Source organism: Couchioplanes caeruleus (genome assembly GCF_003751945.1).
Taxonomy (GTDB): Bacteria; Actinomycetota; Actinomycetes; order Mycobacteriales; family Micromonosporaceae; genus Actinoplanes; species Actinoplanes caeruleus.
In genome coordinates, this window is the sequence record NZ_RJKL01000001.1 from 6,069,558 (window position 1) to 6,093,554 (window position 23,997).

20 protein-coding genes are annotated in these 23,997 nt (G+C 72.9%); 15 read left to right on the forward strand and 5 right to left on the reverse strand.

Annotated elements, in window-relative coordinates; genetic code table 11:
• Positions 1 to 2 precede the first annotated feature (2 nt).
• Complete coding sequence (locus EDD30_RS27235) at positions 3 to 563, reverse strand: GNAT family N-acetyltransferase (protein WP_071803782.1); 561 nt, start codon at positions 561 to 563, stop codon at positions 3 to 5.
• A 78-nt stretch (positions 564 to 641) separates the two neighbouring features.
• Here EDD30_RS27235 and EDD30_RS27240 point away from each other — a divergent pair, with 78 nt between their 5' ends.
• The 6 genes from EDD30_RS27240 (at position 642) to EDD30_RS27265 (ending at position 7,091) form a co-directional block, all read left to right on the forward strand.
• Positions 642 to 1,865 (forward strand): winged helix-turn-helix domain-containing protein, encoded by a 1,224-nt coding sequence (locus tag EDD30_RS27240; protein WP_071803781.1) that lies wholly within the window; start codon positions 642 to 644, stop codon positions 1,863 to 1,865.
• Between the two features lie 58 nt (positions 1,866 to 1,923).
• Positions 1,924 to 2,481 (forward strand): DUF2752 domain-containing protein, encoded by a 558-nt coding sequence (locus tag EDD30_RS27245; RefSeq protein WP_071803787.1) that lies wholly within the window; start codon positions 1,924 to 1,926, stop codon positions 2,479 to 2,481.
• 102 nt (positions 2,482 to 2,583) lie between these two features.
• A complete protein-coding gene (dapA, locus tag EDD30_RS27250) occupies positions 2,584 to 3,480 on the forward strand; it encodes a 4-hydroxy-tetrahydrodipicolinate synthase (RefSeq protein ID WP_071803780.1) in 897 nt (298 codons plus the stop codon).
• A gap of 17 nt (positions 3,481 to 3,497) precedes the next feature.
• Positions 3,498 to 5,186 carry a ribonuclease J gene (locus EDD30_RS27255; protein ID WP_071803779.1) on the forward strand — a complete coding sequence of 563 codons (1,689 nt, stop codon included), beginning with the start codon at positions 3,498 to 3,500 and terminating at the stop codon, positions 5,184 to 5,186.
• Positions 5,187 to 5,273: 87 nt separating this feature from the next.
• A complete protein-coding gene (locus tag EDD30_RS27260; protein ID WP_084556183.1) occupies positions 5,274 to 6,608 on the forward strand; it encodes a S1 family peptidase in 1,335 nt (444 codons plus the stop codon).
• 78 nt (positions 6,609 to 6,686) lie between these two features.
• Positions 6,687 to 7,091 (forward strand): DUF2784 domain-containing protein, encoded by a 405-nt coding sequence (locus tag EDD30_RS27265; protein ID WP_071803778.1) that lies wholly within the window; start codon positions 6,687 to 6,689, stop codon positions 7,089 to 7,091.
• Here the strand turns inward: EDD30_RS27265 and EDD30_RS27270 are convergent.
• On the reverse strand, positions 7,020 to 7,436 hold the full coding sequence (locus EDD30_RS27270) for a type III secretion system chaperone family protein (protein WP_071803777.1): 417 nt from the start codon (positions 7,434 to 7,436) through the stop codon (positions 7,020 to 7,022). The two genes, EDD30_RS27265 and EDD30_RS27270, sit on opposite strands and share 72 nt — an antisense overlap.
• Positions 7,437 to 7,523: 87 nt before the next feature.
• Here EDD30_RS27270 and EDD30_RS27275 point away from each other — a divergent pair, with 87 nt between their 5' ends.
• The 7 genes from EDD30_RS27275 to pspM all read left to right on the forward strand — a co-directional run bounded on the left by EDD30_RS27275 (position 7,524) and on the right by pspM (position 15,635).
• Positions 7,524 to 10,088 carry an FtsK/SpoIIIE family DNA translocase gene (locus tag EDD30_RS27275; protein WP_071803786.1) on the forward strand — a complete coding sequence of 855 codons (2,565 nt, stop codon included), beginning with the start codon at positions 7,524 to 7,526 and terminating at the stop codon, positions 10,086 to 10,088.
• A gap of 70 nt (positions 10,089 to 10,158) precedes the next feature.
• Positions 10,159 to 11,652: a 30S ribosomal protein S12 methylthiotransferase RimO gene (gene rimO, locus EDD30_RS27280; RefSeq protein WP_071803776.1), complete on the forward strand. Its 1,494-nt coding sequence runs from the start codon at positions 10,159 to 10,161 to the stop codon at positions 11,650 to 11,652.
• Complete coding sequence (gene pgsA, locus EDD30_RS27285; RefSeq protein WP_071803775.1) at positions 11,649 to 12,251, forward strand: CDP-diacylglycerol--glycerol-3-phosphate 3-phosphatidyltransferase; 603 nt, start codon at positions 11,649 to 11,651, stop codon at positions 12,249 to 12,251. The genes rimO and pgsA overlap by 4 nt, the downstream gene beginning before the upstream one ends.
• Before the next feature lie 62 nt (positions 12,252 to 12,313).
• Positions 12,314 to 12,811, forward strand: coding sequence for a CinA family protein (locus EDD30_RS27290; RefSeq protein ID WP_071803774.1), 498 nt, complete (start codon positions 12,314 to 12,316; stop codon positions 12,809 to 12,811).
• A 169-nt stretch (positions 12,812 to 12,980) separates the two neighbouring features.
• Entirely contained in the window at positions 12,981 to 13,487 is a 507-nt protein-coding gene (locus EDD30_RS27295) for a helix-turn-helix domain-containing protein (RefSeq protein ID WP_071803773.1), read from the forward strand.
• A 318-nt stretch (positions 13,488 to 13,805) separates the two neighbouring features.
• Positions 13,806 to 14,657: a PspA/IM30 family protein gene (locus EDD30_RS27300; RefSeq protein WP_071803771.1), complete on the forward strand. Its 852-nt coding sequence runs from the start codon at positions 13,806 to 13,808 to the stop codon at positions 14,655 to 14,657.
• A gap of 216 nt (positions 14,658 to 14,873) precedes the next feature.
• Complete coding sequence (gene pspM, locus EDD30_RS27305) at positions 14,874 to 15,635, forward strand: phage shock envelope stress response protein PspM (protein ID WP_071803769.1); 762 nt, start codon at positions 14,874 to 14,876, stop codon at positions 15,633 to 15,635.
• Positions 15,636 to 15,729: 94 nt separating this feature from the next.
• On the opposite strand, the gene EDD30_RS27310 is transcribed toward pspM, so the two are convergent.
• A complete protein-coding gene (locus EDD30_RS27310) occupies positions 15,730 to 16,515 on the reverse strand; it encodes a DNA-formamidopyrimidine glycosylase family protein (protein WP_071803767.1) in 786 nt (261 codons plus the stop codon).
• Between the two features lie 32 nt (positions 16,516 to 16,547).
• On the reverse strand, positions 16,548 to 17,333 hold the full coding sequence (locus EDD30_RS27315; protein WP_071803766.1) for an SAM hydrolase/SAM-dependent halogenase family protein: 786 nt from the start codon (positions 17,331 to 17,333) through the stop codon (positions 16,548 to 16,550).
• Positions 17,334 to 17,413: 80 nt separating this feature from the next.
• Here EDD30_RS27315 and EDD30_RS27320 point away from each other — a divergent pair, with 80 nt between their 5' ends.
• Both EDD30_RS27320 and EDD30_RS27325 read left to right on the forward strand, forming a co-directional pair.
• The gene (locus tag EDD30_RS27320) at positions 17,414 to 18,343 is read left to right on the forward strand and encodes an LLM class F420-dependent oxidoreductase (protein ID WP_071803763.1); all 930 of its coding nucleotides are present in this window, start codon (positions 17,414 to 17,416) and stop codon (positions 18,341 to 18,343) included.
• Between the two features lie 167 nt (positions 18,344 to 18,510).
• Positions 18,511 to 19,074 (forward strand): GNAT family N-acetyltransferase, encoded by a 564-nt coding sequence (locus tag EDD30_RS27325; RefSeq protein WP_084556182.1) that lies wholly within the window; start codon positions 18,511 to 18,513, stop codon positions 19,072 to 19,074.
• 207 nt (positions 19,075 to 19,281) lie between these two features.
• Here EDD30_RS27325 and EDD30_RS27330 read toward each other — a convergent pair whose 3' ends face one another.
• Positions 19,282 to 23,832 carry an ATP-dependent helicase gene (locus tag EDD30_RS27330; RefSeq protein WP_123678532.1) on the reverse strand — a complete coding sequence of 1,517 codons (4,551 nt, stop codon included), beginning with the start codon at positions 23,830 to 23,832 and terminating at the stop codon, positions 19,282 to 19,284.
• Positions 23,833 to 23,997: the final 165 nt, after the last annotated feature.

Genomic DNA, 23,997 nt, shown 5'->3' on the forward strand with positions numbered 1-23,997 from the left:
GTTCAGGTCTGCAGCGAAACGTGCATCCGGAGCTGGTTGACCAGCATGTCGTCGACGTCCAGGGCGCGCGTCGCGCCGTCGGGCTCCCATCCGGTCGAGGTCAGGAACTTCTGCATCGCCGCGTCGGCGTCGTAGGCCCAGGCGACCGCGGACGCGAAGCCGTCCTCGCGCCACAGGTCCACGGTGGCCGCGAGCAGCCGGCTGCCGTGCCCGCGCCGGCCCCAGCGCGGCTCGATGAGCAGGTCGGTCACCGCCGCGACGTCCGGCGCCAGCGGCGGCTCCTCGGGCGCCAGCGCCTGCTCGTCGGCCGGCCCGGCGGCCGCGAAACCGACCACGCTCTGGGCCGCCTCGCTCTGCTCCACGGCGATCAGCACCCGATGCCGCGGCGACGGCGCCGCCTCGATCGCCTCGGCCCAGCCGCGGGCCAGGTAGCCCTCGTCGAGGTTCGCCAGCACGTGGGCCGGGAACATCCTCCGGTACGCGGTACGCCACGTGGAAAGCTGAATGCGGGCGATCTCGCCGGCGTCCTCGGGACGGGCCGGACGGACGAAGCCGAGTGCCATGCCCGGCAGCCTACAGAGGCGTGGCGGAGCGCCTTCCCCGCCCGTTCATGTCGTACCCCTGGGTTAGCGTCCTCGGCGATGGCCATTCCCGAGAGTCTCTCCGCCGCGCAGGCCCGCCGCGTCGCGCTGGCCGCGCAGGGCTTCACCGACCCCGCGCCCGGCGGTGCCGCCGATCTGCGGCATCTGCGGCGGGTGCTGCGCCGGCTGCATCTCATCCAGATGGATTCGGTCAACGTGCTGCAGCGGGCACACTTCATGCCGCTCTACAGCCGCCTGGGGCCGTACGATCCGGGTCTGCTGGAGCGGGCCGCCTACCGCAATCCGCGGGAGCTCTTCGAGTTCTGGGGTCATGAGGCGTCGCTGATCAGGGTCGATCTGCAGCCGCTGTTCCGGTGGCGCATGGAGCGGGCGGAGGAATATGCCTGGGGCGGGATGGTCCGCATCGCCACGCAGCAGCCGGAGCTCGTCGACCGGGTCCTGCGCGAGGTCCGTGACCGGGGCCCGGTCACCGCCGCGCAGATCGAGCACGACGTGCCCCGCAGCAAGGAGCACTGGGGCTGGAACTGGTCGGCCGTCAAGCAGGCCCTCGAATGGCTCTTCTACACCGGCCAGGTGACCGCCGCCGAGCGCACGACCTCGTTCGCCCGCCGCTACGACATCACCGAGCGCGTGCTGCCCCGCCACGTCCTTCAGACCGCCACCCCGGCGCCGCAGGACGCGTTCCGCGCCCTCGTGCAGTTGTCGGCGCGGTCGCTCGGCGTGGCCGCGGAGCCGGAGCTGCGCGACTACTTCCGGCTGCCGGTCGCCGGCTTCAAGCAGGCGCTGGCCGAGCTGGTGGAGGACAAGGTCCTGCTGCCGGTGACGGTCCAGGGCTGGCGGCACCCGGCCTATCTGCACCATGAGGCCAAGCTGCCCCGCCGCGTACGCGCGGCGACGCTGGTGAGCCCCTTCGACCCGCTGGTCTGGGAGCGGGGGCGCACCGAGCGCCTGTTCGCCATGAACTACCGCATCGAGATCTACGTGCCCGCGGCGCAGCGGCTCTACGGCTACTACGTGCTGCCGTTCCTGCTCGGCGACCGGTTCGCGGCCCGCGTCGACCTGAAGGCCGACCGGAAGGCGGGGGTTCTGCGGGTGCCGGCGGCGTGGCTCGAGCCGTCCGCCGACCCGGACGAGACGGCGGAGGCTCTGGCGGTGGAGCTGCGCCGGCTGGCCGCGTGGCTGGGGCTGGAGACGATCGCGGCGCCGGAGCGGGGGGATCTCGCGGGGGCGCTGACCGATGCCCTGAAGCCGGAGGGTTTGTGAGATCGGCGGCCTTCGCGGGGGCGGCGGCCGGTGTCCTGACCGGTGTACCGTGGCGGCCATGAGCAGCGCGACCGAGCCGGTGGCTCCCTGGCAGCCGGACGCGTCGCACCCGGTCCCGCAGCAGGGCACGCAGCCGTGGGTGGGTCATCCCGCCTACCAGGAGCCGCAGCAGGATCGCCTCTCCCGTTTCCTCCAGCGCAAGTGGCGCTCGTCGCCGCTGTGGGTCGCCCCCACCGCCATGCTGGTCTGCATGGCGGGCGCGGTCGGCTACACCTTCGCCACCCATCCCACCGAGGCGAATGCCGGTGCGGCGCCGAGCTGCCTGCTGAAGTATGCGACCGGGTTCATCTGCCCCGGCTGCGGCGGCACCCGCGCGGCCTGGTTCCTGTTCCACGGCGACATCCCGGCGGCGGCCCGTCACCACGCGCTCTTCGTCTTCGTCGTCCCGTTCCTGCTGTACATGTACGTGGCCTGGGCCGGCCAACGGCTCTTCGACTGGCGGCTCCCGCAGCTCAGGCTGTCGCCGGGCGTCATCGGGGCCTTCATCGCCGTGTGGGGCGTCTGGAGCCTCCTGCGCAACCTGCCCTGGGCGCCGTTCACCGCCTTCTACGTCTGACCGGCCGGCCCCGCCGACGACGACCGCGGAGCCGGTCACCGGCCGCCACGGCGAACCGAAGCCCGAGGGCGCCGCGAAGCGCCGTCCGATAAGTTGTTCGGTATGACGCCCGACCCCGCGCGGCCTTTCGGCCGGTTGATCACGGCCATGGTGACCCCCTTCTCCGCCGACGGCTCGCTCGACACCGAAGGCGCCGCCGCTCTCGCCACCCACCTGGTCGACGAGCAGCGTCACGACTCCCTCATCCTCAGCGGCACCACCGGCGAGTCGCCCACGACCACCGACGCCGAGAAGGAGACGCTCATCCGGGCCGTCGCCGAGGCGGTCGGCGACCGGGTGCGGATCATCGCGGGCGTCGGCACCAACAACACCGCCCACACGGTCGAGCTGGCCCGCGCCGCCGAGAAGGCCGGCGCCCACGGTCTGCTGGTCGTGACCCCGTATTACAACAAGCCGCCGCAGGCCGGGGTGCTGAAGCACTTCCTCGGCGTCGCCGACGCCACCGGGCTGCCCGTGATGGCCTACGACGTCCCGCACCGCACCGGGGTGCCGATCGAGACCGAGACGATGGTCCGGCTCGCCGAGCACCCTCGCATCGTCGCCGTGAAGGACGCCAAGGGCGACATCGTCGCCACTTCCGACGTGCTACGGCGGACCGACCTCGCGTACTACGGCGGTGACGACGCGGGCGTTCTTCCGTGGCTCGCGATCGGTGCGGTCGGTGTCGTCGGCACCTCCACCCACTTCGTCGGGGCGCGGCTCAAGGACATGATCGAGGCGTACGAGCGCGGCGACGTCGCCGGCGCACTCGCCCTGCACCGGCAACTGCTGCCGATGCTCACCGGGATCTTCCGCACCCAGGGCACCATTCTCGTGAAGGCCGGCCTGCGGGCCCAGGGCCTTCCCGCCGGCCCGGTGCGACCGCCGCTGGTCGAGGCCACCGACGCGGAACTGAACCAGCTACGCCAGGACGCCACGGCGGCCGGCGTGGACCTCTGACAACCGGAAAGACACCCATGAGTCAAGCGCACGCTGAGCTGGATCCGCCCCCGCCGCTTCCGGAGGGCGCCCTGCGCGTCATACCGCTCGGTGGTCTCGGCGCCATCGGCCGCAACATGACGGTCTTCGAGTACGACGGCAAGCTGCTGATCATCGACTGCGGTGTGCTGTTCCCGGACGTGGAGCAGCCGGGTGTCGACCTGATCCTGCCCGACTTCGCCCCGATCCTGGACCGGCTCGACGACGTGCAGGCCATCGTGCTCACCCACGGGCACGAGGACCACATCGGCGCGGTGCCCTACCTGCTCGCGCACAAGCCGGACATCCCGCTGGTCGGGTCCGAGTTCACGCTCGCGCTCGTCGAGGCGAAGCTGGCCGAGCGCCGGCTGGACCCGTACACGCTGACCGTCCGCGAGGGTGGCAAGGAACGGCTCGGACCGTTCGAGTGTGAGTTCTTCGCGGTCAACCACTCCATCCCGGACGCGCTGGCCGTGGCCGTGCGGACGCCGGCCGGCCTGATCCTGCACACCGGCGACTTCAAGATGGACCAGGTGCCGCTCGACGGCCGGATCACCGACCTGGCGGGGTTCGCGCGGCTCGGCGCCGAGGGCGTCGACCTGCTGCTGTCCGACTCCACCAACGCGGAGATCCCCGGCTTCGTCACGCCCGAGCGCGACATCGGCCCGGTCCTCAACTCGATCTTCGGCAAGGCCCGCGGGCGGGTCATCGTGGCGAGCTTCGCCTCGCACGTGCACCGCGTGCAGCAGGTCATGGACGCCGCCTACGAGTACGACCGCAAGGTGGCCCTGATCGGCCGCTCGATGGTCCGCAACATGGGCATCGCCCGCGACCTCGGCCTGCTGCGGATCCCCGAGGGACTGCTGGTCGGCCTGGACGAGGCGACGAACCTGCCGCCGGACGAGATCGTCTTCATGTCGACGGGTTCGCAGGGCGAGCCGATGAGCGCGCTGGGCCGCATGTCGACCGGCGACCACCGGCACATCACCATCGCGCCCGGCGACACCGTGGTGCTGGCCAGCTCGCTGGTCCCCGGGAACGAGACCTCGGTCTACCGGGTCATCAACCAGCTCGCCCGCGCGGGCGCCACCGTGGTGCACAAGGACACCGCCAAGGTGCACGTCTCCGGGCACGCCCCGGCGGGGGAGCTGCTCTACCTGCTCAACGTCGTACGCCCGAGCAACCTGATGCCGGTGCACGGCGAGTGGCGCCACCTGCGCGCCCACGCGCGGCTCGGCATCGAGTCCGGAGTGGCGCCCGACCGGGTGGTGCTCTGTGAGGACGGCGACGTCGTCGACCTGGTCGAGGGGCACGCCCGGCACGTCGGCCGGGTCAAGAGCCGCTACGTGTACGTGGACGGCCTCGCCGTCGGCGACGTGAGCGAGTCCCTGCTGACCGAGCGCCGCATCCTCGGCGACGGTGGCTTCATCTCCGCCACCGTGGTGATCGACTCGGTCACCGGCAAGGTCGTCGGCGAGCCCAGCGTCATGGCCAAGGGCTTCTCCGAAGACCCGGAGGCGTTCAGCCCGGTGCTGCCCTTGCTCACCGCCGCGCTGGACCGCTCGGCCGAGGAGGGCATCACCGACACCCACCAGTTGCAGCAGGTCGTCCGCCGTACGGTCGGCCGCTGGGTCAACGACGCGTACCGCCGTCGCCCGATGATCGTCCCGACCGTCGTCGAGGTCTGACAATCTCATTGAACCGTTCAGGTCTCTCTTTCGTATCGATGGGCACGGTGCCGCCCCCACGGCACCGCGATGCGAGGGGAGTACCGAATGCAGCGCAGAACGGTCGTGGCAATCGCGGCGACGGTGACGGCGGCGGGAGCGGCGGTGGCTTTCACCCTGCCGTCGATGGCCGGTACGGAACCGACGCGGCGCGCCACCGCGCAATCCGCGGACCAGGTGGCGCCCCAGTTGCTCGCCGCGATGAAGCGCGACCTCGGCCTCAGCGCCGACGAGGCCACCGCCCGGGTGCAGCGGGCGAAGTGGGCCAGCGGCGTGAGCGCCCAGCTGCGTGGCGCCTCCGGTGACTCGTACGGCGGTGCCTGGCTGGGCAAGGACGGCACCACGCTGAACATCGCGATCACCGACGCCGGCCTGGCCGACGAGGTCCGCGCCGCCGGCGCCCAGCCCAAGCTGGTGAAGCGCAGCGTGGCGCAGCTCGACGCCGCCAAGCGGGCGCTGGACGAGACCGCGTCGAAGTCCGACCGCGCCCTCCCCGGCTGGTACGTGGACGTGGCGGCGAACCAGGTCGTGCTGCAGGCGCTGCGCGGCGACGCCGACCGGGCCTGGGCGCTCGCCGAGGAGGCGGGCATCCCGGCCTCCGCGGTGCGGGTCGCCACGGTCAAGGCGGCGCCGAAGCCGCTGGCCGACGTGATCGGTGCCCAGGCCTACTTCATCGGCCAGGCGCGCTGCTCGATCGGCTTCGCGGTCCAGGGCGGCTTCGTCACCGCCGGGCACTGCGGCGCCGAGGGCACGCAGACCACCGACCTCGAGGGCCTGCCGCAGGGCGAGGTCGCCGACTCGGTCTTCCCAGGTAACGCCGACCTCGGTTTCGTGCAGACCAACGCCGACGTGCAGCTCCAGCCGTTCGTGGACGACTTCGACGGCAACGCGCTGCCGGTCGGCGGCTCCACCGAGGCGCCCGTCGGCGCGGCCGTCTGCCGCTCCGGCTCCACCACCGGCACGTTCTGCGGGACGATCCTGGCCAAGAACCAGACGGTCAACTACCCGGAGGGCGCCGTCACCGGTCTCACCCGTACGGACGTCTGCGCCGAGGGCGGCGACTCCGGCGGCCCGTGGCTGTCGGGCGACCAGGCGCAGGGTGTCACCTCGGGCGGGTCCGGCGACTGCACGGTCGGCGGCGAGACGTTCTTCCAGCCGCTCGACGAGATCCTGGAGCGCAACAACCTGACGCTGCTCACCACCGGCGGCGCCGGCGGCGGTGACCAGCAGGGCGGCGGTCAGCAGGGCGGCGGCGAGCAGGGCGGCGGCGAGCAGGGCGAGAACGGCGACGAGCAGGCCGACGACCAGCCGGGCAACGGCAACGGCAGGGGCAACGGCAACGGGCAGAACCGCGGCCGGGGCCTGGTGGGCCTGCACGGCTGAGCCCTTCCCCAGACGTGCTGCCCGCGTAGGCCATCCTCCGTCCTGCGCGGGCAGCACTGTTTCTTATAGCGTGCAAGCGTGGGGTATTCGCTCCTGATCGTGGCCGCTGTGAGCGCGCACTACGCGTTCCTGGCGTTCGGTGTCCTCGGCGGCTTCCTCGCCTGGCGCTGGCCCCGGCTGATCTGGACCCAGGTCGCCGCCGCGCTCTGGCTGCTGATCATCGTCCTGACGAACCTCTACTGCCCGCTCACCTGGCTCGAGGACCGGGCCCGGGAGCGCCTCGGCGAGCCACCGCTCGAGGGCGGCTTCCTCGACAACCACGTCGCCGGGATCTTCTATCCGTCCGGCTACGAGCGGGTCGCCCAGATCGTGGTGGCGGTGCTGGTGCTGACCTCGTGGACCGGCTTCTGGCTACTTCAGCGCCGCAACCGCCTCCGCCAGCTCGATGCCCGTGGCGATGCCGCAGATCATCACCTGGTCTAGCTGCGCGGGCGTCACGCCGTGCTCGAAGTCGGCGCCGACCTCGCCCACCACCCGCACCACGCCGTCGTCGCCGGTGTGCACGTACGCCTTCGGCCAGAGCCGGTCGTGGTTCCAGGCGTTGCAGAACGCGTAGAGCTGCGGCACGTCGTCGGTGCTGAACTCGACCTGGGTCAGCGACCTGACCTGGAAGATCTCGTGGTTCTTACCGAGCCGGAAGAAGTAGATCAGGCAGCCCTGCCAGTTGCCGCCGACGTCGCCGTCCTCGTCGAGGAAGTGGGCGAAGTCGCGGGCGTTCAACGCCGAGATGATCAGCTCGTTGCTCAACGGCTGCAGGGACGCGGGCATGTCCTGATCTTAATCCGCGGAAAAAGCGAAATCTGGTCACGGTGCGGCGCGCGGGGCCGCGGGCGCGTCGAGGCTACGGTAATGGACATGGCGGGCCGAACTCCTCCGGCGAGCCGGGGCCGTGCCGCGTCCAAGGGCGGCGCCGCGTCGGCGCGTACCCGTCAGCCGGTGCGCCAGCCCGTCCGCAAGGCCGCCGCCGCCCCGGCCCGCAAGTCCACCCCGGCGCGCAAGACGACCCCGGCACGAAGCCGGGCCCGTAGCGCCACCCGGGCGCGTCCCAGCGTCGGCGCGGCCGTCGCCGGCGGCATCGGCCGCGGTGCCGGCGCCCTCTGGATGGGGTTGGCGCACAGCGTCGGCTGGGTCGCCCGCGGCGTCGGACGGCAGGCGGCCACCGCCAAGGAGATCGATCCGGAGCACCGCCGCGACGGCGCCGGCCTGCTCATGCTCGGCCTGGCCATCCTCGTCGGGGTCGCGGTCTGGGCCGGCTCGGCCGGGCCGGTCGGCGAATGGCTCGCCGACGCGGTGCGGCTGTTCCTCGGCGGCCTGGGCGTCCTGCTCCCGCTTCTCCTGCTGTACGGCGCCATCCGCTTCATGCGCAAGCCCGCCGACCCGGAGCATCGGGGCCGGTCCGTGGTCGGCTGGAGCGCCCTGCTCATCGCCTCGGCGAGCCTGCTGCACATCGCCCAGCGCCCCGCCGACGACGTCGAGCTCACCAACTCCGGAGGCCTCCTCGGGTACGGGGTGGGCGCGCTGCTCGAACGTGCGGTGACCGCGTGGGTCGCCGTACCGTTGCTGATCCTGCTCTTCGTCTTCGGTCTGCTCGTCATCACCGCGACGCCGATCAACCGGATCCCCGAGCGGTTGCTGCTCCTCGCCGACGTGCTGCTCGGCCGGTCGACCGCCCGGGCGCCGATGCCGGCCCCCGAGCCGCCCGACCTCGACGACGAGGAGCCGGAGGAGCCGTCGGAGGAGCCCAGGACCCGCCGTCCGGCGCGCCGCCGCCAGGGGTCGCTCGCCGACATCGGTCTGGGCCCGCAGGACGAGGGGGCCGGCGACGAGATCCTGCACGACACGGTCGCCCTGCCGCGCGGCGCCAAGCTTCCGGCGAGCCGCGCCCCCGATCCGCCGGAGCACTCACCGCTGCCTACCCGCGCCGAGCAGTTGGAGATCGCCTCGGTGCCGGGAGACTACCGCCTGCCGCCGCCGAACCTGCTCGGCAAGGGGGCCGCCCCGAAGACGCGCAGCCGCGCCAACGACGAGATCATGGCGGCGCTCACCGGCGTCTTCGACCAGTTCAACGTCGACGCCCAGGTCACCGGCTTCACCCGCGGACCGACGGTCACCCGCTACGAGGTCGAGGTCGGCTCGGGCGTCAAGGTCGAGCGGATCACCCAGCTCTCGCGCAACATCGCGTACGCGGTGAAGTCGCCCGACGTGCGCATCCTGTCGCCGATCCCGGGCAAGAGCGCGGTCGGCGTCGAGATTCCCAACACGGATCCGGAGAACGTCTCCCTCGGCGACGTCCTGCGATCGCGCGCCGCGACGGCCGACCACCACCCGATGCTGGTCGCCCTCGGCAAGGACATCGAGGGCGGGTTCGTCGTCGCCAACCTGGCGAAGATGCCGCACATCCTCATCGCGGGCGCCACCGGCGCCGGCAAGTCCTCCTGCCTGAACTCGCTGCTGGTGTCGCTGCTGACCCGGGCCACCCCGGACGAGGTCCGGCTGCTACTCGTCGACCCCAAGCGGGTGGAGATGACCGCGTACGAGGGCATCCCGCACCTCGTCACGCCGATCGTCACCAACCCGAAGAAGGCGGCCGACGCCCTCGAGTGGGTCGTCCGCGAGATGGACATGCGCTACGACGACCTCGCCGCCAACGGGGTACGCCACATCGACGACTTCAACCGCAAGGTCCGCAACGGCGAGATCACGGCGCCGCCGGGCAGCGAGCGGGTCATGAAGCCGTACCCGTACCTGTTGGTGATCGTCGACGAGCTGGCCGACCTGATGATGGTCGCGCCGCGCGACGTGGAGGACTCGGTCGTCCGCATCACCCAGCTCGCCCGCGCCGCCGGCATCCACCTGGTCCTGGCCACCCAGCGGCCCTCGGTGGACGTGGTGACCGGCCTCATCAAGGCCAACGTCCCGTCCCGGCTGGCGTTCGCCACCAGCTCGCTGGCCGACTCGCGGGTCATCCTCGACCAGCCGGGCGCGGAGAAGCTCCTGGGCCGCGGCGACGGCCTCTTCCTGCCGATGGGCGCCTCCAAGCCGATCCGCATCCAGGGCGCCTGGGTGGACGAGAAGGAGATCGCCCAGGTCGTCAAGTTCTGCAAGGACCAGCGGGAGCCGCAGTTCCGCGAGGACGTCACCGCCCCGGTGGCGAACAAGAAGAAGGAGATCGACGAGGAGATCGGCGAGGACCTCGAGGTCCTGCTCCAGGCGATCGAGCTCGTCGTCACCTCGCAGTTCGGCTCGACCTCGATGCTGCAGCGCAAGCTGCGCGTCGGGTTCGCCAAGGCGGGCCGCCTGATGGACCTGATGGAGACCCGCGGCATCGTCGGACCCTCCGAGGGCTCCAAGGCGCGCGAGGTGCTCGTCAAACCGGACGAACTGGAAGCAACTCTCGCCACCCTCCGCTTGGACGACTGAGCCTTTCCGCCCGGACGATCGAGCCACTCCGCCTGGACGACCGGGCCGGGACAGCCGGTAACCTTGGCGGGTGTCCGTGACTCCCCCGCCCCGCCGCGTCGCTCTGCTCACCCTCGGCTGCGCCCGCAACGAAGTCGACTCCGAGGAGCTCGCCGCGCGCCTCGACGCCGGGGGGTGGCAGGTCAGCACGGACGCCGAGGGCGCCGACGTGGTGGTCGTCAACACCTGCGGTTTCGTCGAGAAGGCCAAGCAGGACTCGATCGAGACGCTGCTCGCCGCCGCGGACACCGGGGCCAAGGTCGTCGCCGCCGGCTGCATGGCCGAACGGTACGGGCGGGAGCTGGCCGACAGCCTGCCCGAGGCGCAGGCGGTGCTGGGCTTCGACGACTACACCGACATCGCCGCCCGGCTCGATGGCGTGCTGGCAGGCGAGAAGTTCGACGCGCACACTCCCCGGGACCGGCGTGAGCTGCTGCCGCTGACCCCGGTGCACCGCCAGGCCGCGAAGGTGGTCGTGCCCGGCCACGCCACCGTCGACGAGCACACCCCCGCCCACCTGCGCACGGTGCTGCGCCGCCGGCTCGACACCGGGCCGGTCGCCAGCCTGAAGCTCGCCAGTGGATGCGACCGCCGGTGCTCGTTCTGCGCGATCCCGGCGTTCCGGGGCGCGTTCGTCTCCCGTGACCCGCAGGAGCTTCTCGCCGAGGCGGAGTGGCTGGCCGGCACGGGCGTGCGTGAGCTGGTGCTGGTCAGCGAGAACAGCACGTCGTACGGCAAGGACCTCGGCGACCCGAGGGCCCTGGAGAAGCTGCTCCCGCAGCTCGCGGCCGTCGAGGGGATCGTGCGGGTGCGCGCGAGCTACCTGCAGCCCGCCGAGACCCGGCCCGGCCTGGTCGAGGTCATCGCCACGACCCCGGGGGTCGCCGCCTACTACGACCTGTCGTTCCAGCACTCGAGCGAGCCGGTGCTGCGCCGAATGCGGCGCTTCGGGTCGACCGAGCGCTTCCTCGACCTGCTCGCCTCCGCGCGGGCCCTGGCGCCCGAGGCCGGCGCCCGCAGCAACTTCATCGTCGGCTTCCCCGGCGAGACCCGGCAGGACGTCGACGAGCTGGTCCGCTTTCTCACGGAGGCGCGCCTCGACGCCATCGGCGTCTTCGACTACAGCGACGAGGACGGCACGGAGGCCGCCGGTCTCTCCGGCAAGGTGCGCGAGGACACCCTCAAGCGCCGGTACGCCCGGATCAGCGACCTCGCCGACGAGCTGTGCGCCCAGCGCGCGGAGGACCGTCTCGGCTCGGTGGTCGAGGTGATGGTCGACACCGTGGAGGCGGGCGAGATCGAGGGCCGCGCCGAGCACCAGGCCCCGGAGGTGGACGGCTCGACCACGCTGGTCGCGGGCGACGCCCAGGTCGACCTGGCGGCGCTGCGCCCCGGCGACCTCGTCCGAGCCCGGGTCACGGGCACCGAGGGCGTCGACCTGATCGCCGTACCCATCGAGATGATCTCCGCGGCTTCCGCGGCGCGGCCGGCCACCTCCCTGCCGACGGTGGCGACCGCGCCATGACCGAGGAGCCGGTGCCGGTCGCCGCCCCCCGGCGCGTCCCGCTCAACAACCCGGCGAACATGCTGACGGCCGTCCGGATCGTGCTCGTCCCGGTCTTCGTGGTCTTCACCGCGATCTCGGAGACGGCCGGAACCGGCTGGCGCATCGCGGCCTGCCTGACCTTCTGCGTGGCGTCGGCGACGGACTTCGCGGACGGCTGGATCGCCCGCCGCTACCAGCTAGTCACCTCGTTCGGCAAGGTGGCGGACCCGATCGCCGACAAGGCCCTGACCGGCAGCGCGCTGATCCTGCTGTCGGCGTACGACCGGCTGTCGTGGTGGGTGACGGGGCTGATCCTGCTCCGTGAGTGGGGCGTCACCGCGCTGCGGTTCTGGGTGATCCGCTACGGCATCATCCCGGCCAGCCGCGGCGGCAAGCTCAAGACCGCCCTGCAGATCCTGGCCATCGCCTGGCTGCTCTGGCCGGTGCCGGCGCCCTTCGACGCGGTGGGGACCTGGCTGATGGTGGCGGCCCTGCTGATCACCATGGTCACCGGCGCGGACTACGTCCTGCAGGCGTTACGGATCCGCCGGGAGGCGCTCTCCCGGCCGGGGGACTAACCCGGGCCTCCGGGGGGTACGACGGGGTCTCGGCGCAGGCCCGCCGGATCGAGTGGGGGGACATGGACACCGGAGTAGCCGCGGCGGCGGTCGTACACGCTCTCGTGGATCGCCGTCAGACGCTGGCGGTGGCGGAATCGCTGACCGGCGGGCTGCTGGCGGCCACCGTCGTCGAGATCCCCGGGGTCAGCGCGGTGTTCCGGGGCGGCGTGGTCGTGTATGCGACAGATCTCAAGCATGCGCTGGCGGGCGTACCCGAGGATCTGCTGGCCGACCGCGGCCCGGTGGACCCGGACGTGGCGCAAGCGATGGCCGAGGGCGTCCGGGGCCGCTGCGGCGCCGACTGGGGGCTGGCCACCACCGGCGTGGCGGGGCCCGAACCGCAGGACGGCAAGCCCGTCGGCCTGGTGTTCGTGGCGGTGGCGGGGCCGGTCCGGACGCAGGTCCAGGAGCTCAAGCTCGACGGCTCGAGGGCCGACATCCGGCGCGAGACGATGACCTCCGCCCTCACGCTCCTCGTCGAGGAACTCCGGGATTCCGAGGCGGCGACCCCGGCCTGACCATGCCGTCACGTATTCGTCATGATCGTCTCAAGAGTCCCGCGCGCGTCCCGGGAGTGCCCACCCGTCCCGGAATTCGGCGGGGCGGGATGTCGGCGTCGCGCGCACCGGGTACGGTTGCGGGAAGCCTCCGGCGGCTGCCGGTGGCCCCGCCGCAGGAGGAGGTGCCATGGTCCTGCTACGCCGGGTAATCGGTGACGCACTTCGGGCGCGCAGGCAGGGACAGCACCGCACGCTGCGTGAGGTGTCGACCGCCGCCAACGTGAGCCTCGGATACCTCTCCGAGATCGAACGCGGCCAGAAGGAAGCTTCCAGCGAGCTGCTGGCCGCCATCTGCGAGGCCCTCGGCGCCCGCCTCTCCGAGGTGCTCGGCGAGGTGAGCGGCACACTCGCGCTCGCGGAGGGCATGTCGGGCGTGCTCGTGCCGGTGGAGCACACACCGGCCCAGACGGCCGGTTCCACCGCCGCTCCGGATACCCAGGCCGCCGCCTCAGCGCAGGCTGCGCAGACCGTCGCGGCCGGCACGAGGGTGAAGCAGCAGGCCAAGGAAGCGGCGCCGGTGCGCCAGGTCACGACCGGCGGCGGCGTCTCGGTCTCCGTCCGCCAGGACAACCCGCTCAAGGCCACGCTCCGCACCCGCCGCAAGCGCGAGCGCGACGTGGTGTGCGCGGCCTGATCGCCTGAGACCTCGCCTATCCCGATCCACGTTTCTGCCGGTCCGGCCCTTGCTTTCCGGGATTGCCGGGCAGCCCCGCCGGCGATTCTCGCCGTGGCGAACCGTGATCAACCGGCGGCGCCACGGCGTCGCCGGAACGTCGATCGGCGCGTAGCCTCGAACGTGGGGGATCCCCCTGGAACACCCTGAGATCCCCCCGAGGTCACGTGACGCCGGTGGCGAAGAGCTGACACGATGGAGCCCGCGCCATCGTGAAGACCCCTCGGGCCCGCGTCGGTGGCGCGTCCGATGCAGCGACATTGAGGGGATACCGCGGATATGGCGAACCCGTTCGTCAAGGGCTGGCATTACGTGATGGCGCTCTTCGGCGCGAAGATCGACGAGTACGCCGATCCCAAGGTGCAGATCCAGCAGGCCATCGAGGATGCCCAGCGGCAGCACCAGGCGCTCGTGCAGCAGGCCGCGGCCGTGATCGGCAACCAGCGTCAGCTCGAGATGAAGCTGTCGCGGCAGATGTCCGAGGTCGAGAAGCTGCAGGGCATGGCCCGCCAGGCGCTGGTCCTGGCCGACCGCGCCCGCGCCGCCGGCGACGAGGCCGAGGCCCAGAAGTACGAGTCGACGGCGCAGACGCTCGCCACCCAGCTCGTCTCCGGCGAGCAGTCGATGGAAGACCTGAAGACCCTGCACGACCAGGCGCTCGGCGCGGCCGGTCAGGCCCGCAAGGCGGTCGAGAACAACGCGATGGTGCTCCAGCAGCGCATCGCCGAGCGTTCCCGCCTGCTCAGCCAGCTCGAGCAGGCCAAGATGCAGGAAACCGTCGCGAAGTCGCTCGAGTCGATGTCCTCGCTGGCCGCGCCGGGCAACACCCCGTCCCTGGACGAGGTCCGCGACAAGATCGAGCAGCGCTACGCCAACGCCATGGGCCGCGCCGAACTCGCCTCCAACTCGGTCGAGGGACGCATGCTCGAGGTGCAGAAGTCGAGCCTCGACCTGGCCGGCTCGTCGCGCCTCGAGCAGATCCGGGCCAGCATGGCGGGCGAGAAGCTCGGCGGCACCCCGGCCCAGCCGGCGGTGGAGAAGGCCCCGGCGGCGGACCCGGCCGGCGTCGCCCGCCTGGACGAGATCCGGGCCAGCATGAACAAGCGCGGAGACACGACGGCCGCGGGTTGAGCGCCGCGGGGTTGACCCCCGCACCGACCCGGCCCGCGGGCGCTCAGTTCGGCCGGGCCGAGGAGCGGTTGGTCAGTTCGGCGGGCCGGACGGGATCGCTCAGCTAGGCCGGGGCTCGACCCGGTCCGCGGCGGCCCGGTCGGGGCCGTCGAGGACGGGACACCGAAGACCGGCCGGTCGCAAGTCCGGCCGGAGGAGCGGAGAGGGGAGCGGACGGTGGACGAGAGGACCAGATACTTCCGGCGGCTCAAGCGCCTGCGCGGTGCGACGCGGCGGTGGAGCGTCATCGGAGGTGGTCTGACCGCCGCCACCGCGGTGCTCACCCCGTACGCGGGGATCGGGGTCGCGGATGCCGCCTGGGCCGCGTCCGCCGGGGCCTCCGTGGCCCTCGCCTGGTGGCGCTGGAGTGACCACCGGCAGCTCGCGGCGACCCCGGCGCCGCCGGCCCCTCCGCCTGCCCTGCCGGGCCAGCGTCTGGTCGCCGCGGTGGAACGCTTCCCGGCGGGCCGTCAGGTGCTCCAGGAAGTACGCCGTCACCGCAACCGTTACGCCGTCCGAGGTTCCGCCGTGGCACAGGCCTGGGACCGCCTGGATCGCGCGTCCACCGCGCTCACCGGCCTCACCGGCCGCCTGACCGGCCCGGGCGAGGGCGCGGCGCTGGAGGCGGCCGTGGCCGAGCAGTGGCTCCGCGACCTCGGTCAGCGCGTGGCCAGCGTCGAACGAGCGTTCCCGCTGACCTCGGAAGACGGCCGCGCGGCCCTGGAACAGTCCCACGAAAGCCTGGCGAACCAGTTCACTGAGGGCGTGACCGCCTACGAACGGCTGGTCGCGGCGGCGGCGAGCTACGTCGCCGAGGACGGTCACCCGGTCACTGGGCAGCACCCGGCCCTGACCAGCCTGATCGACGCGACCGACCGGCTACGCGGCCTCGCCGAGGGCCTCTCGGAGCTGAAGCGCCCCTCCGCCCCCGCCGCCTGACCGCCCGCCCGGGACGCCGCCGGCCCGGCCGCACACGGCGGCCGGCATGTCCGCCCGGGCGTCCGGGCCGGAGCCCGCGGCGGCTCGGGTGCTGTCAGGGCTTCGGCTGGCAGCGGGGGCACCAGTAGGTCACCCGGTCGTCCTGTTCCGCCTTCTGGATAGCCGTGCCGCAGCGGCGGCACGGCTGCGCCCTGCGGCCGTACACATAGCTGGTCTGGCCTTTGTGTAGTGAGCCCGTCGTCGTCTGCGTCCAGCGGCCGCGGTTCGACGCCACGAGCTTCTGGGCGAGGGTGACCGTCGCGGTCAGGTCCGGGACGTCGGCGACGGGGGTCCACGGCCACAGGCCGCGCAGGAACAGGGTCTCCGCCTTGTAGAGGTTGCCCACTCCGGCGAGGTTGCGCTGGTCGAGGAGCGCCTCCGCGATGCTGGCCTGCGGCTTCGCGGCGATGCGGCGCACCGCCTCGGCCGGGTCCCAGTCCGCGCCCAGCAGGTCAGGGCCGAGGTGACCCACGAGGGTGTCTTCCTGCGCGGTCGGTACGAGCGTGACCTCGTGGAGGTGGTAACCGACCGCGGCGGAGCGCTTCGTCCGCAACACCACGCGGATGAGATGAGCCGGTCGGCCGGTCCAGCGCTCGCCCGGGGCGTACGCGCGCCACGCGCCGTCCATGCGCAGGTGTGAGTGCAGCGTCATGGCGCGGTCGTCGCGGGTGAGCCGGAGCAGCAGATGCTTGCCGCGGCTGGCCGATTCCGTGACCGTCCAGCCGGTCAGGTCGGTGGCCGCCAGCCGAGGCACCCGGAAGTCCGATCCGGTGAGGACGTCGCCGGTCAGCGCGCGTTCCAGGACGCGGGCGGTGTTCCAGACGGTGTCACCCTCGGGCATGCTTCCCATCCTGCCCCAGGACACCGATGGGATCAGCGTTCCGCTACCCGCAGCACGTCGCCGGGACGGACCGACAGGACCACGACCGCGCGGCCGCCGTTGACCGCGATCGCTACCCGGCCGGCGGAGTCCTCGTACACGATGAGCTCGCCCTTGCCCGCGTCCCCGAACGTCTGGGCGCGCCTGGCCTTGACCCCGCCGACGACGAGGTCGGGACCGAGACCGGTGAGCATCGCGCCGCCGGCCGCGAGCTGCACGTTGCCGAAGCGGTCGACCGTGACGACCTCGGCCTCGATCCAGCCGTCGCCGAGGGCGACGATGGGGTCGGGCAGGCGCACCACCGACTTGGGGTCGACCGGCGTTCCGGCGTCGGCCAGCGGTGCGCCGAGCGCGAGACGCGCGGCCACCGGGGAGAAGATGTCGCGGCCGTGGAAGGTGCGCGAGACGTCGCCGAGGAACCAGTCCGCATTGGTCAGTTCCACCACGGTGTCGAGGCCGCCCAGGGCCTCCGCCGCCCAGACCAGCAGGCCGTTGTCCGGGCCGACGAGCAGGCCGTTCGGGGTGCCGACGGCGATGCCGCGACGCTCGGTGCCTACTCCCGGGTCGACCACGGCGACGTGGACGGATGGCGGCAGGTGCGACGCCGTCTGCGCCAGCACCGCCGCTCCGCGGGCCACGTCGGCCGGCGGCACGTGGTGGGTGACGTCGATGACACGTACGGCGGGAGCGAACCGCGCGATCACCCCGTGGCAGGCGGCGGCGAAACCGTCGAAGGTGCCGTAATCGGTGGTGAGGCTGATCCATCCATAGGTGCCCATGGGGAGTTACGTTACTGCCCCGGCACGCTCTGTGTGCGACAGGCCCGGCGGCGCGCCGCTTCGCGTGGCAGGGTGGGGCAATGCGTCTCGTCATCTTCACCGAACCGCAGCAGGGTGCCTCCTACGACGACCTGCGCCGCGTCGCCCAGTTCGCCGAGGAGTCCGGATACGACGGCTTCTTCCGCTCCGATCACTACCTCGCGATGGGTGGCGACGGCCTGCCCGGCCCGACCGACGCGTGGGTGACGCTCGCCGGGCTCGCCGTGCAGACGTCCCGCATCCGGCTCGGCACGCTGGTCACCTCGGCGACGTTCCGGCTGCCCGGCCCGCTGGCGATCAGCGTCGCCCAGGTCGACGCGATGAGCGGCGGGCGGGTCGAGCTCGGGCTCGGCGGCGGCTGGTTCGAGGCCGAGCACACCGGGTACGGCATCCCGTTCCCGCCGCTCGGCCAGCGCTTCGACCGCCTCGAGGAGCAGCTCGAGATCGTGTCCGGCCTCTGGACCACCCCGCAGGGACAGAAGTTCAGCTTCGACGGCAAGCACTACCAGGTGCTGGACTCGCCGGCGCTGCCGAAGCCGGTGCAGTCCCCGCGCCCGCCGATCATCGTGGGCGGTACGGGCAAGAAGCGCACCCCGGCCCTCGCCGCCAGGTACGCGGACGAGTTCAACACCCCGTTCGCCATGATCGAGGACCTGCCCGCCATGTACGACCGGGTCCGGGCCGCGTCGCAGGAGATCGGCCGCGCCACCCCACCGGCGTTCTCGTCGACGGCGGTGCTCTGCGTCGGCCGCGACGACGCGGAGGTCGCCCGTCGGGCGGCGGCGATCGGGCGCGAGGTCGAGGAGATGCGCGGCCACGGCGGCATCGTCGGCACGCCCGATCAGGCGGTGGACATCCTCGGCCGGTACGCCGAGGCGGGCGCCTCCCGGATGTACCTGCAGCTCCTGGACCTCAGCGACCTGCATCACCTCGACCTGGTGGCGACGGCCGTCGCGCCGCAACTGCCCTGAGCCGCGCCGCAACTGCCCTGAGCCGCGCCGCAACTGCCCTGAGCCGCGCCGCAACTGCCCTGAGCCGCGCTTCAAATGCCCGGACGGGTGAGAGCCGGCACGGTTCGCGCGGGCCGGTATGTACCGGGTTGGCGGGGCTACGGCCCTAGATCGTAAAGTCGCCAACCGTGGAGATTGTCACCGCACGGCTGGCTCTGCGCCGGCCGGTCGCCGCCGACGTCGACGCGATCTTCGACGTCCACCACGATGCCGAGGCGTGTCACCACAATCCGTCGGACCTACTCGCCACGCGTACGGACGCCGAGGACGTGTTCGCCCGCTGGGACGGGCACTGGCGCCGGCACGGCTTCGGCTACTGGGTGGTGTCGGCCCGCGAGGACGGTACGACGCTGGGTTTCTGCGGCCTCAAGTTCGTGCGGTTCCGCGACCGGGAGGTGCTCAACCTCTTCTACCGCCTCGCGCCGGCGGCCTGGGGCACCGGCGTGGGCACCGAGGCCGCGACCGCCGTCGTGCGGTGGGCGGGCGAGCATCTTCCGGACTGGCCGATCCTCGCCCGCGTACGCCCCGGCAACGTCGCCTCCCAGAAGGTGGCGCAGCGGGCGGGCCTGACCCGCTCGGCGTCGCTCGACGAGCCGGGCGAGGACGGCCCCGACTGGATGTACACCATCCGCTGGCCGGCCGTCGCACCGGAGACCGATCATCCGATCGCAGGGCACCGGGCAACCGGATGACGCCGGGACCCGTGGCTGTTCCTCGTCATCGCGTGGCGCCTGGCCTATCTGCCCCACCGGGACTGGCCGCCCCGCGACGACGAGATTCCGCAGGCCCGCTATGTGCCGGACCCCATGTATGTGGGCACGTGGCTGCGCGCCGACGAGCGGGAACCGGCCGAAGCGTAGGTCTTCGACAAGCAGGCCGCGAAGGTCGCGGCCCGGCGGTCAGCCGCGGAGGCGTAGGCCCCGGGGTGTGGCCCGGAAGCCCGCGGCCGTCAGTGCGTCTCGAAGCGGCGACGAGTGCACCGACTCGCCGTCGGCTCGTTCGACCGACATGGCTCCCAGGGCTCCGGATCGGACCGCGCCGGCCAGGGCCTGGCCTGCCGCGACCAAGGCTTCCGGGTCGTCCACGAAGGACAGCAGGGTGCGGCCGCCTCGTTCGACATACAGGATGAGGTCGCCGCCGACGAGGACGACGAGGGCGCCGGCCTTGCGGCCCGCGCGGTGGCCGGTGGCCGGGGTCGTCTCGCCGTTGCCGCTGTCGACGACCCTTTCCGGCCAGGGCAGCGCGGCGCCGTACGGGTTGGCCGGGTCGGTGGCGGCGAGGACGACGGCCGTGGCGCCGGCGCGCCGGGTGAGTTCGGCCGGTTCGGCGAGGGCGCGGAGGCGGTCGACCGCGCCCGGGACCGCGAACTGGGCCGCGCCGAGGCCCTCGACGAAGTAGCCGCGCCGGGCGGCCCCGCGTTCCTCCAGGGCGCCGAGGACGGGATACACCGCCGCGAAGCCGCCGGTGACGCCCTCGGCCATCACCGCGCCGCGGGTGACGACCCCGTGGCGTTCGAGCAGGAGGTCGGCCAGGGCCGCGGCACGGCGGGTCGGGTCGAGGTCGCGGTCGGGCAGGCGGGACCAGCGGCCCGCCATCGACGGCGGGCCGCCCCGCGCGGGCATGACCGGGCGCCCGGGGCGCCGGTAGCGGGTGCGGGCCGGCGCCGCCTTGGCGCGGTGGGCGCCGCTGCCTCCGAGCAGGGCCCGCAGCGGCGCCAAGGTGTCGTTGGTGAGGTGGCCCGCCCAGACCAGGTCCCAGACGGCGGCGGCCAGGGCGGTGTCGTCGGTGGAGCCGACCCGGTCGGAGAGCATGCGGAAGAACAGCGCCTGCCCGTCCGCGAGGGCGTCGAGGATCGACCGGTGCAACGGCGTCGTGGCCGGCTCGTCGTCCGGCGGTGGCAGCAGCAGCGGGGCGCTGTCCGCATAGGCGAGGGTGACCCAGCCGTCGCCGCCGGCGATGCTGCCCGCGCCGGCCCAGAGCACCTCGCCGCCGGCGCACAGCTCGTCGAGCTGCGGCGGCGCGTAGTCGGCGACCCGGGCCGGCAGGATCAGACGCTCCCAGGCCGAGGCCGGGACCGCCACGCCCTGGAGCTGCTCGATGGCGGCGGCGAGCGCGTCGACGCCGCGGGCATTGCCGCCGATCTGGTGCCAGCGGGGCAGGAAGGCGGCCAGCACCCGGGGCGGCACGGGCTCGATCTCGCGGCGCAGGGCGGCCAGCGACCGGCGGCGCAGCAGCCGCAGCACCTCGGCGTCGCACCATTCGCTGCCGGCGCCGCCCGGGGAGAACTCGCCCGAGACCACACGGCCGGTGGCGCTGAGCCGCTTGAGGGCCTGTTCGACGACGAAGACGCCGAGGCCGAAGCGGGCGGCGCAGGTGGCGGCCGCGAACGGGCCATGGGTGCGGGCATACCGGGCGACGAGGTCGCCGAGGGGGTCGGTGACCGGCTCCAGGTAGGCCTCGGCCACTCCGACCGGCAGGGCGACACCGAGGGCGTCGCGGTAGCGGCCGGCGTCCTCGACGCCGATCCAGCGCTCCTCGCCGGCGATGCGTACGCGGATGGCCCGGCGGGACGCCGCGAGCTGCTCCGCCCACGCCGGGTCGACCGAGCGTGCGACGAGTTCCTGCGGCGACAGGTCGCCCAGCAGGCGCAGCAGCTCCGCGGCGTCCTCGGCGTCGCGTGGCGAGCGCTGCGCGGTCAGCCACTGCAACTGGCTCTCGCTCTCGGCGACGACCGCCGGATCGAGCAGTTCGCGCAGGTCGACCCGGCCGAGCAACTCGCCGAGCAGGGTGGAATCCAGTGCCAGGGCGGCGGCGCGGCGCTCGGCCAGGGGCGCGTCGCCCTCGTAGAGGAAGGCGCCCACGTATCCGAAGAGCAGTGAGCGGGCGAACGGCGACGGGCGCGGCGTCTCCGCCTCGACGAGGCGCACCTTGCGGCCGGCGATCTCGCGCATCAGGCCGACCAGCCCGGGCACGTCGAAGACGTCCTGGAGGCACTCGCGGGCCGCCTCCAGCGTCACCGGGAAGTCGGCGAACTCGCGCGCCACGTCGAGAAGCTGGGCCGAGCGCTGTCGCTGCTGCCACAGCGGCTGACGCCGGCGCGGGTCGCGGCGCGGCAGCAGCAGCGACCGGGCGGCACACTCGCGGAAGCGCGAGGCGAACAGCGCCGACGTGCCGACCGACTCCTCGACGAGCTGCGCGATCTCCTCGGGGTCGAACGCGACGAGGTCGGCGCCGGGCGGCTCCTCCGCCGTGTCCGGCAGCCGCACCACGATGCCGTCGTCGGAGGGCATGACCTGGCCGTCCACGCCGTACCGCTCGGAGAGCCGGCGGGCGATGGCCAGGGCCCAGGGCGCGTTGACCCGGGCGCCGAGGACGCAGTGGACGGTCATCCGCCAGTCGCCGAGCTCGTCGCGGAACCGCTCGACCACGACCGTCCGGTCGTCGGGCAGGTTACGGGTCGACTCGCGTTGCTCCCGCAGGTAGGCGACGAGGTTGTCGGCGGCCCACTCGTCCAGGCCGGAGTCGCGCAGCGACGCGGTGGCGGTCTCGTCGTCGGCACGGGTGAGCCCGCGCAGCCGGGCGCCGATCGCCCGGCCCAGCTCGACCGGCCGGCCCAGGGTGTCGCCCTTCCAGAACGGCATGCGCGCGGGCGCGCCCGGCGCGGGGGAGACGAGGACGCGGTCGGGCGTGATGTCCTCGATGCGCCACGAGGTGGAGCCGAGGAGGAAGACGTCGCCGACGCGCGACTCGTAGACCATCTCCTCGTCGAGCTCGCCGACCCGGGAGGCGCGCTCCGACCCGGCCAGGAAGACGCCGAACATGCCCCGGTCGGGGATGGTGCCGCCGCTGGTGACGGCGAGCCGCTGGGCGCCGGGCCGGCCGGTGAGCTGGTCGGTCGTCCGGTCCCAGACCAGCCGCGGGCGCAGCTCGGCGAACGCGGTGGAGGGATAGCGGCCGGAGAGCATGTCGAGCACCGCGTGCAGGGCCGAGTCGGGCAGCTCCGCATAGGGCGCGGCCCGGCGCACGAGGGCGGCGAGGTCGTCGGCGTGCCACGGGTCGAGCGAGACCATGGCCACGATCTGCTGGGCCAGGACATCGAGCGGGTTGCGGGGATAACGCAGCTCCTCGATGGCACCCTCGCCCATGCGCTCGGCGACGACGGCGCAGGAGACGAGGTCGCCGCGATGCTTCGGGAAGACGACGCCGCGGGAGACGGCGCCGACCTGGTGACCGGCGCGGCCGATGCGCTGCAGGCCGGCGGAGACCGACGGCGGCGCCTCGATCTGCACGACGAGGTCGACGGCGCCCATGTCGATGCCGAGCTCGAGGCTGGAGGTGGCGACCACGGCGGGCAACTGCCCCGATTTCAGCGCTTCCTCGATCTGCTTGCGCTCCTCGCGCGACACGCTGCCGTGGTGGGCCCGGGCGACCACCGGCGGCGCCCCGCCCGCCTCGCCGGACTGGGCCATGATCTGCGCCGGCGGCCGCGGCGCCGGGGTGAGCTCGCCGCCGGCGCGCTCGAGGGCCAGCTCGTTGATGCGCGCGCAGAGCCGCTCGGCCCCGCGCCGGGAGTTGGTGAAGACGATCGTCGACCGGTGCGCCTGGATCAGGTCGAGCACCCGCTCCTCGACCGCCGGCCAGATGGAGGGGGAGTGGCGGCCCGCGCCCGGATCGTCCGCATCGGTGTGGGGCACCTCGTCGAGGCGGGTCATGTCCTCGACCGGCACCTGGACGGAGACCTCGATGGTCTTGGCGCTGCGCGGCTGGACGATCTCGACGTCCTGCGCGCCGCCGAGGAAGCGGGCGGTGTCCTCGATCGGCCGCACGGTCGCGGAGAGGCCGACCCGCTGGGCGGGACGGCCGAGCAGGGCGTCGAGGCGCTCCAGCGAGAGGGCCAGGTGGGCGCCGCGCTTGGTGGCCGCCACGGCGTGGACCTCATCGACGATGACCGTCTCCACGCCGCGCAGAGACTCGCGGGCGGCGGAGGTCAGCAGGAGGAAGAGCGACTCGGGCGTGGTGATGAGGATGTCGGGCGGAGTGCGCGCGAAGGCGCGGCGCTCGTCGGCCGGGGTGTCGCCGGTGCGCATGCCGACCGTGATGTCGGGTGGCGGTACGCCGAGGCGGCCCGAGGCCTGCCGGATGCCGGTCAGCGGGGCACGCAGGTTGCGCTCGACGTCGACCGCGAGCGCCTTCAGCGGGCTGACGTAGAGGACCCGGCAGCGGTGCTTCGGGTCCTCGGGGACGGGCTCGTGGGCGAGCCGGTCGAGGGACCACAGGAACGCCGCCAGGGTCTTGCCGGAGCCGGTGGGCGCCACCACGAGCGCGTGGCGCCCGGCGCCGATGGCACGCCAGGCGCCGGCCTGGGCGGCCGTGGGCGCAGCGAAGGCCGCCTTGAACCACTCACGGGTAGCGAGGCCGAACTGCTCCAGGACGTCAGGCACAGTCACCATGGTGCCCCGGGGGTCTGACAGAAATCCGGGACCTGCCAGGAAGGCATCAATCAGACGTCGGGTCCCAGGCGGGACGACGGGTCAGCGGCGAGGCCGAACCGGACGGGCCATTTCGCGGCGTAGTGACGTAGGGCACATTGAGGCCTGCCACCGATGTTCGCCGAA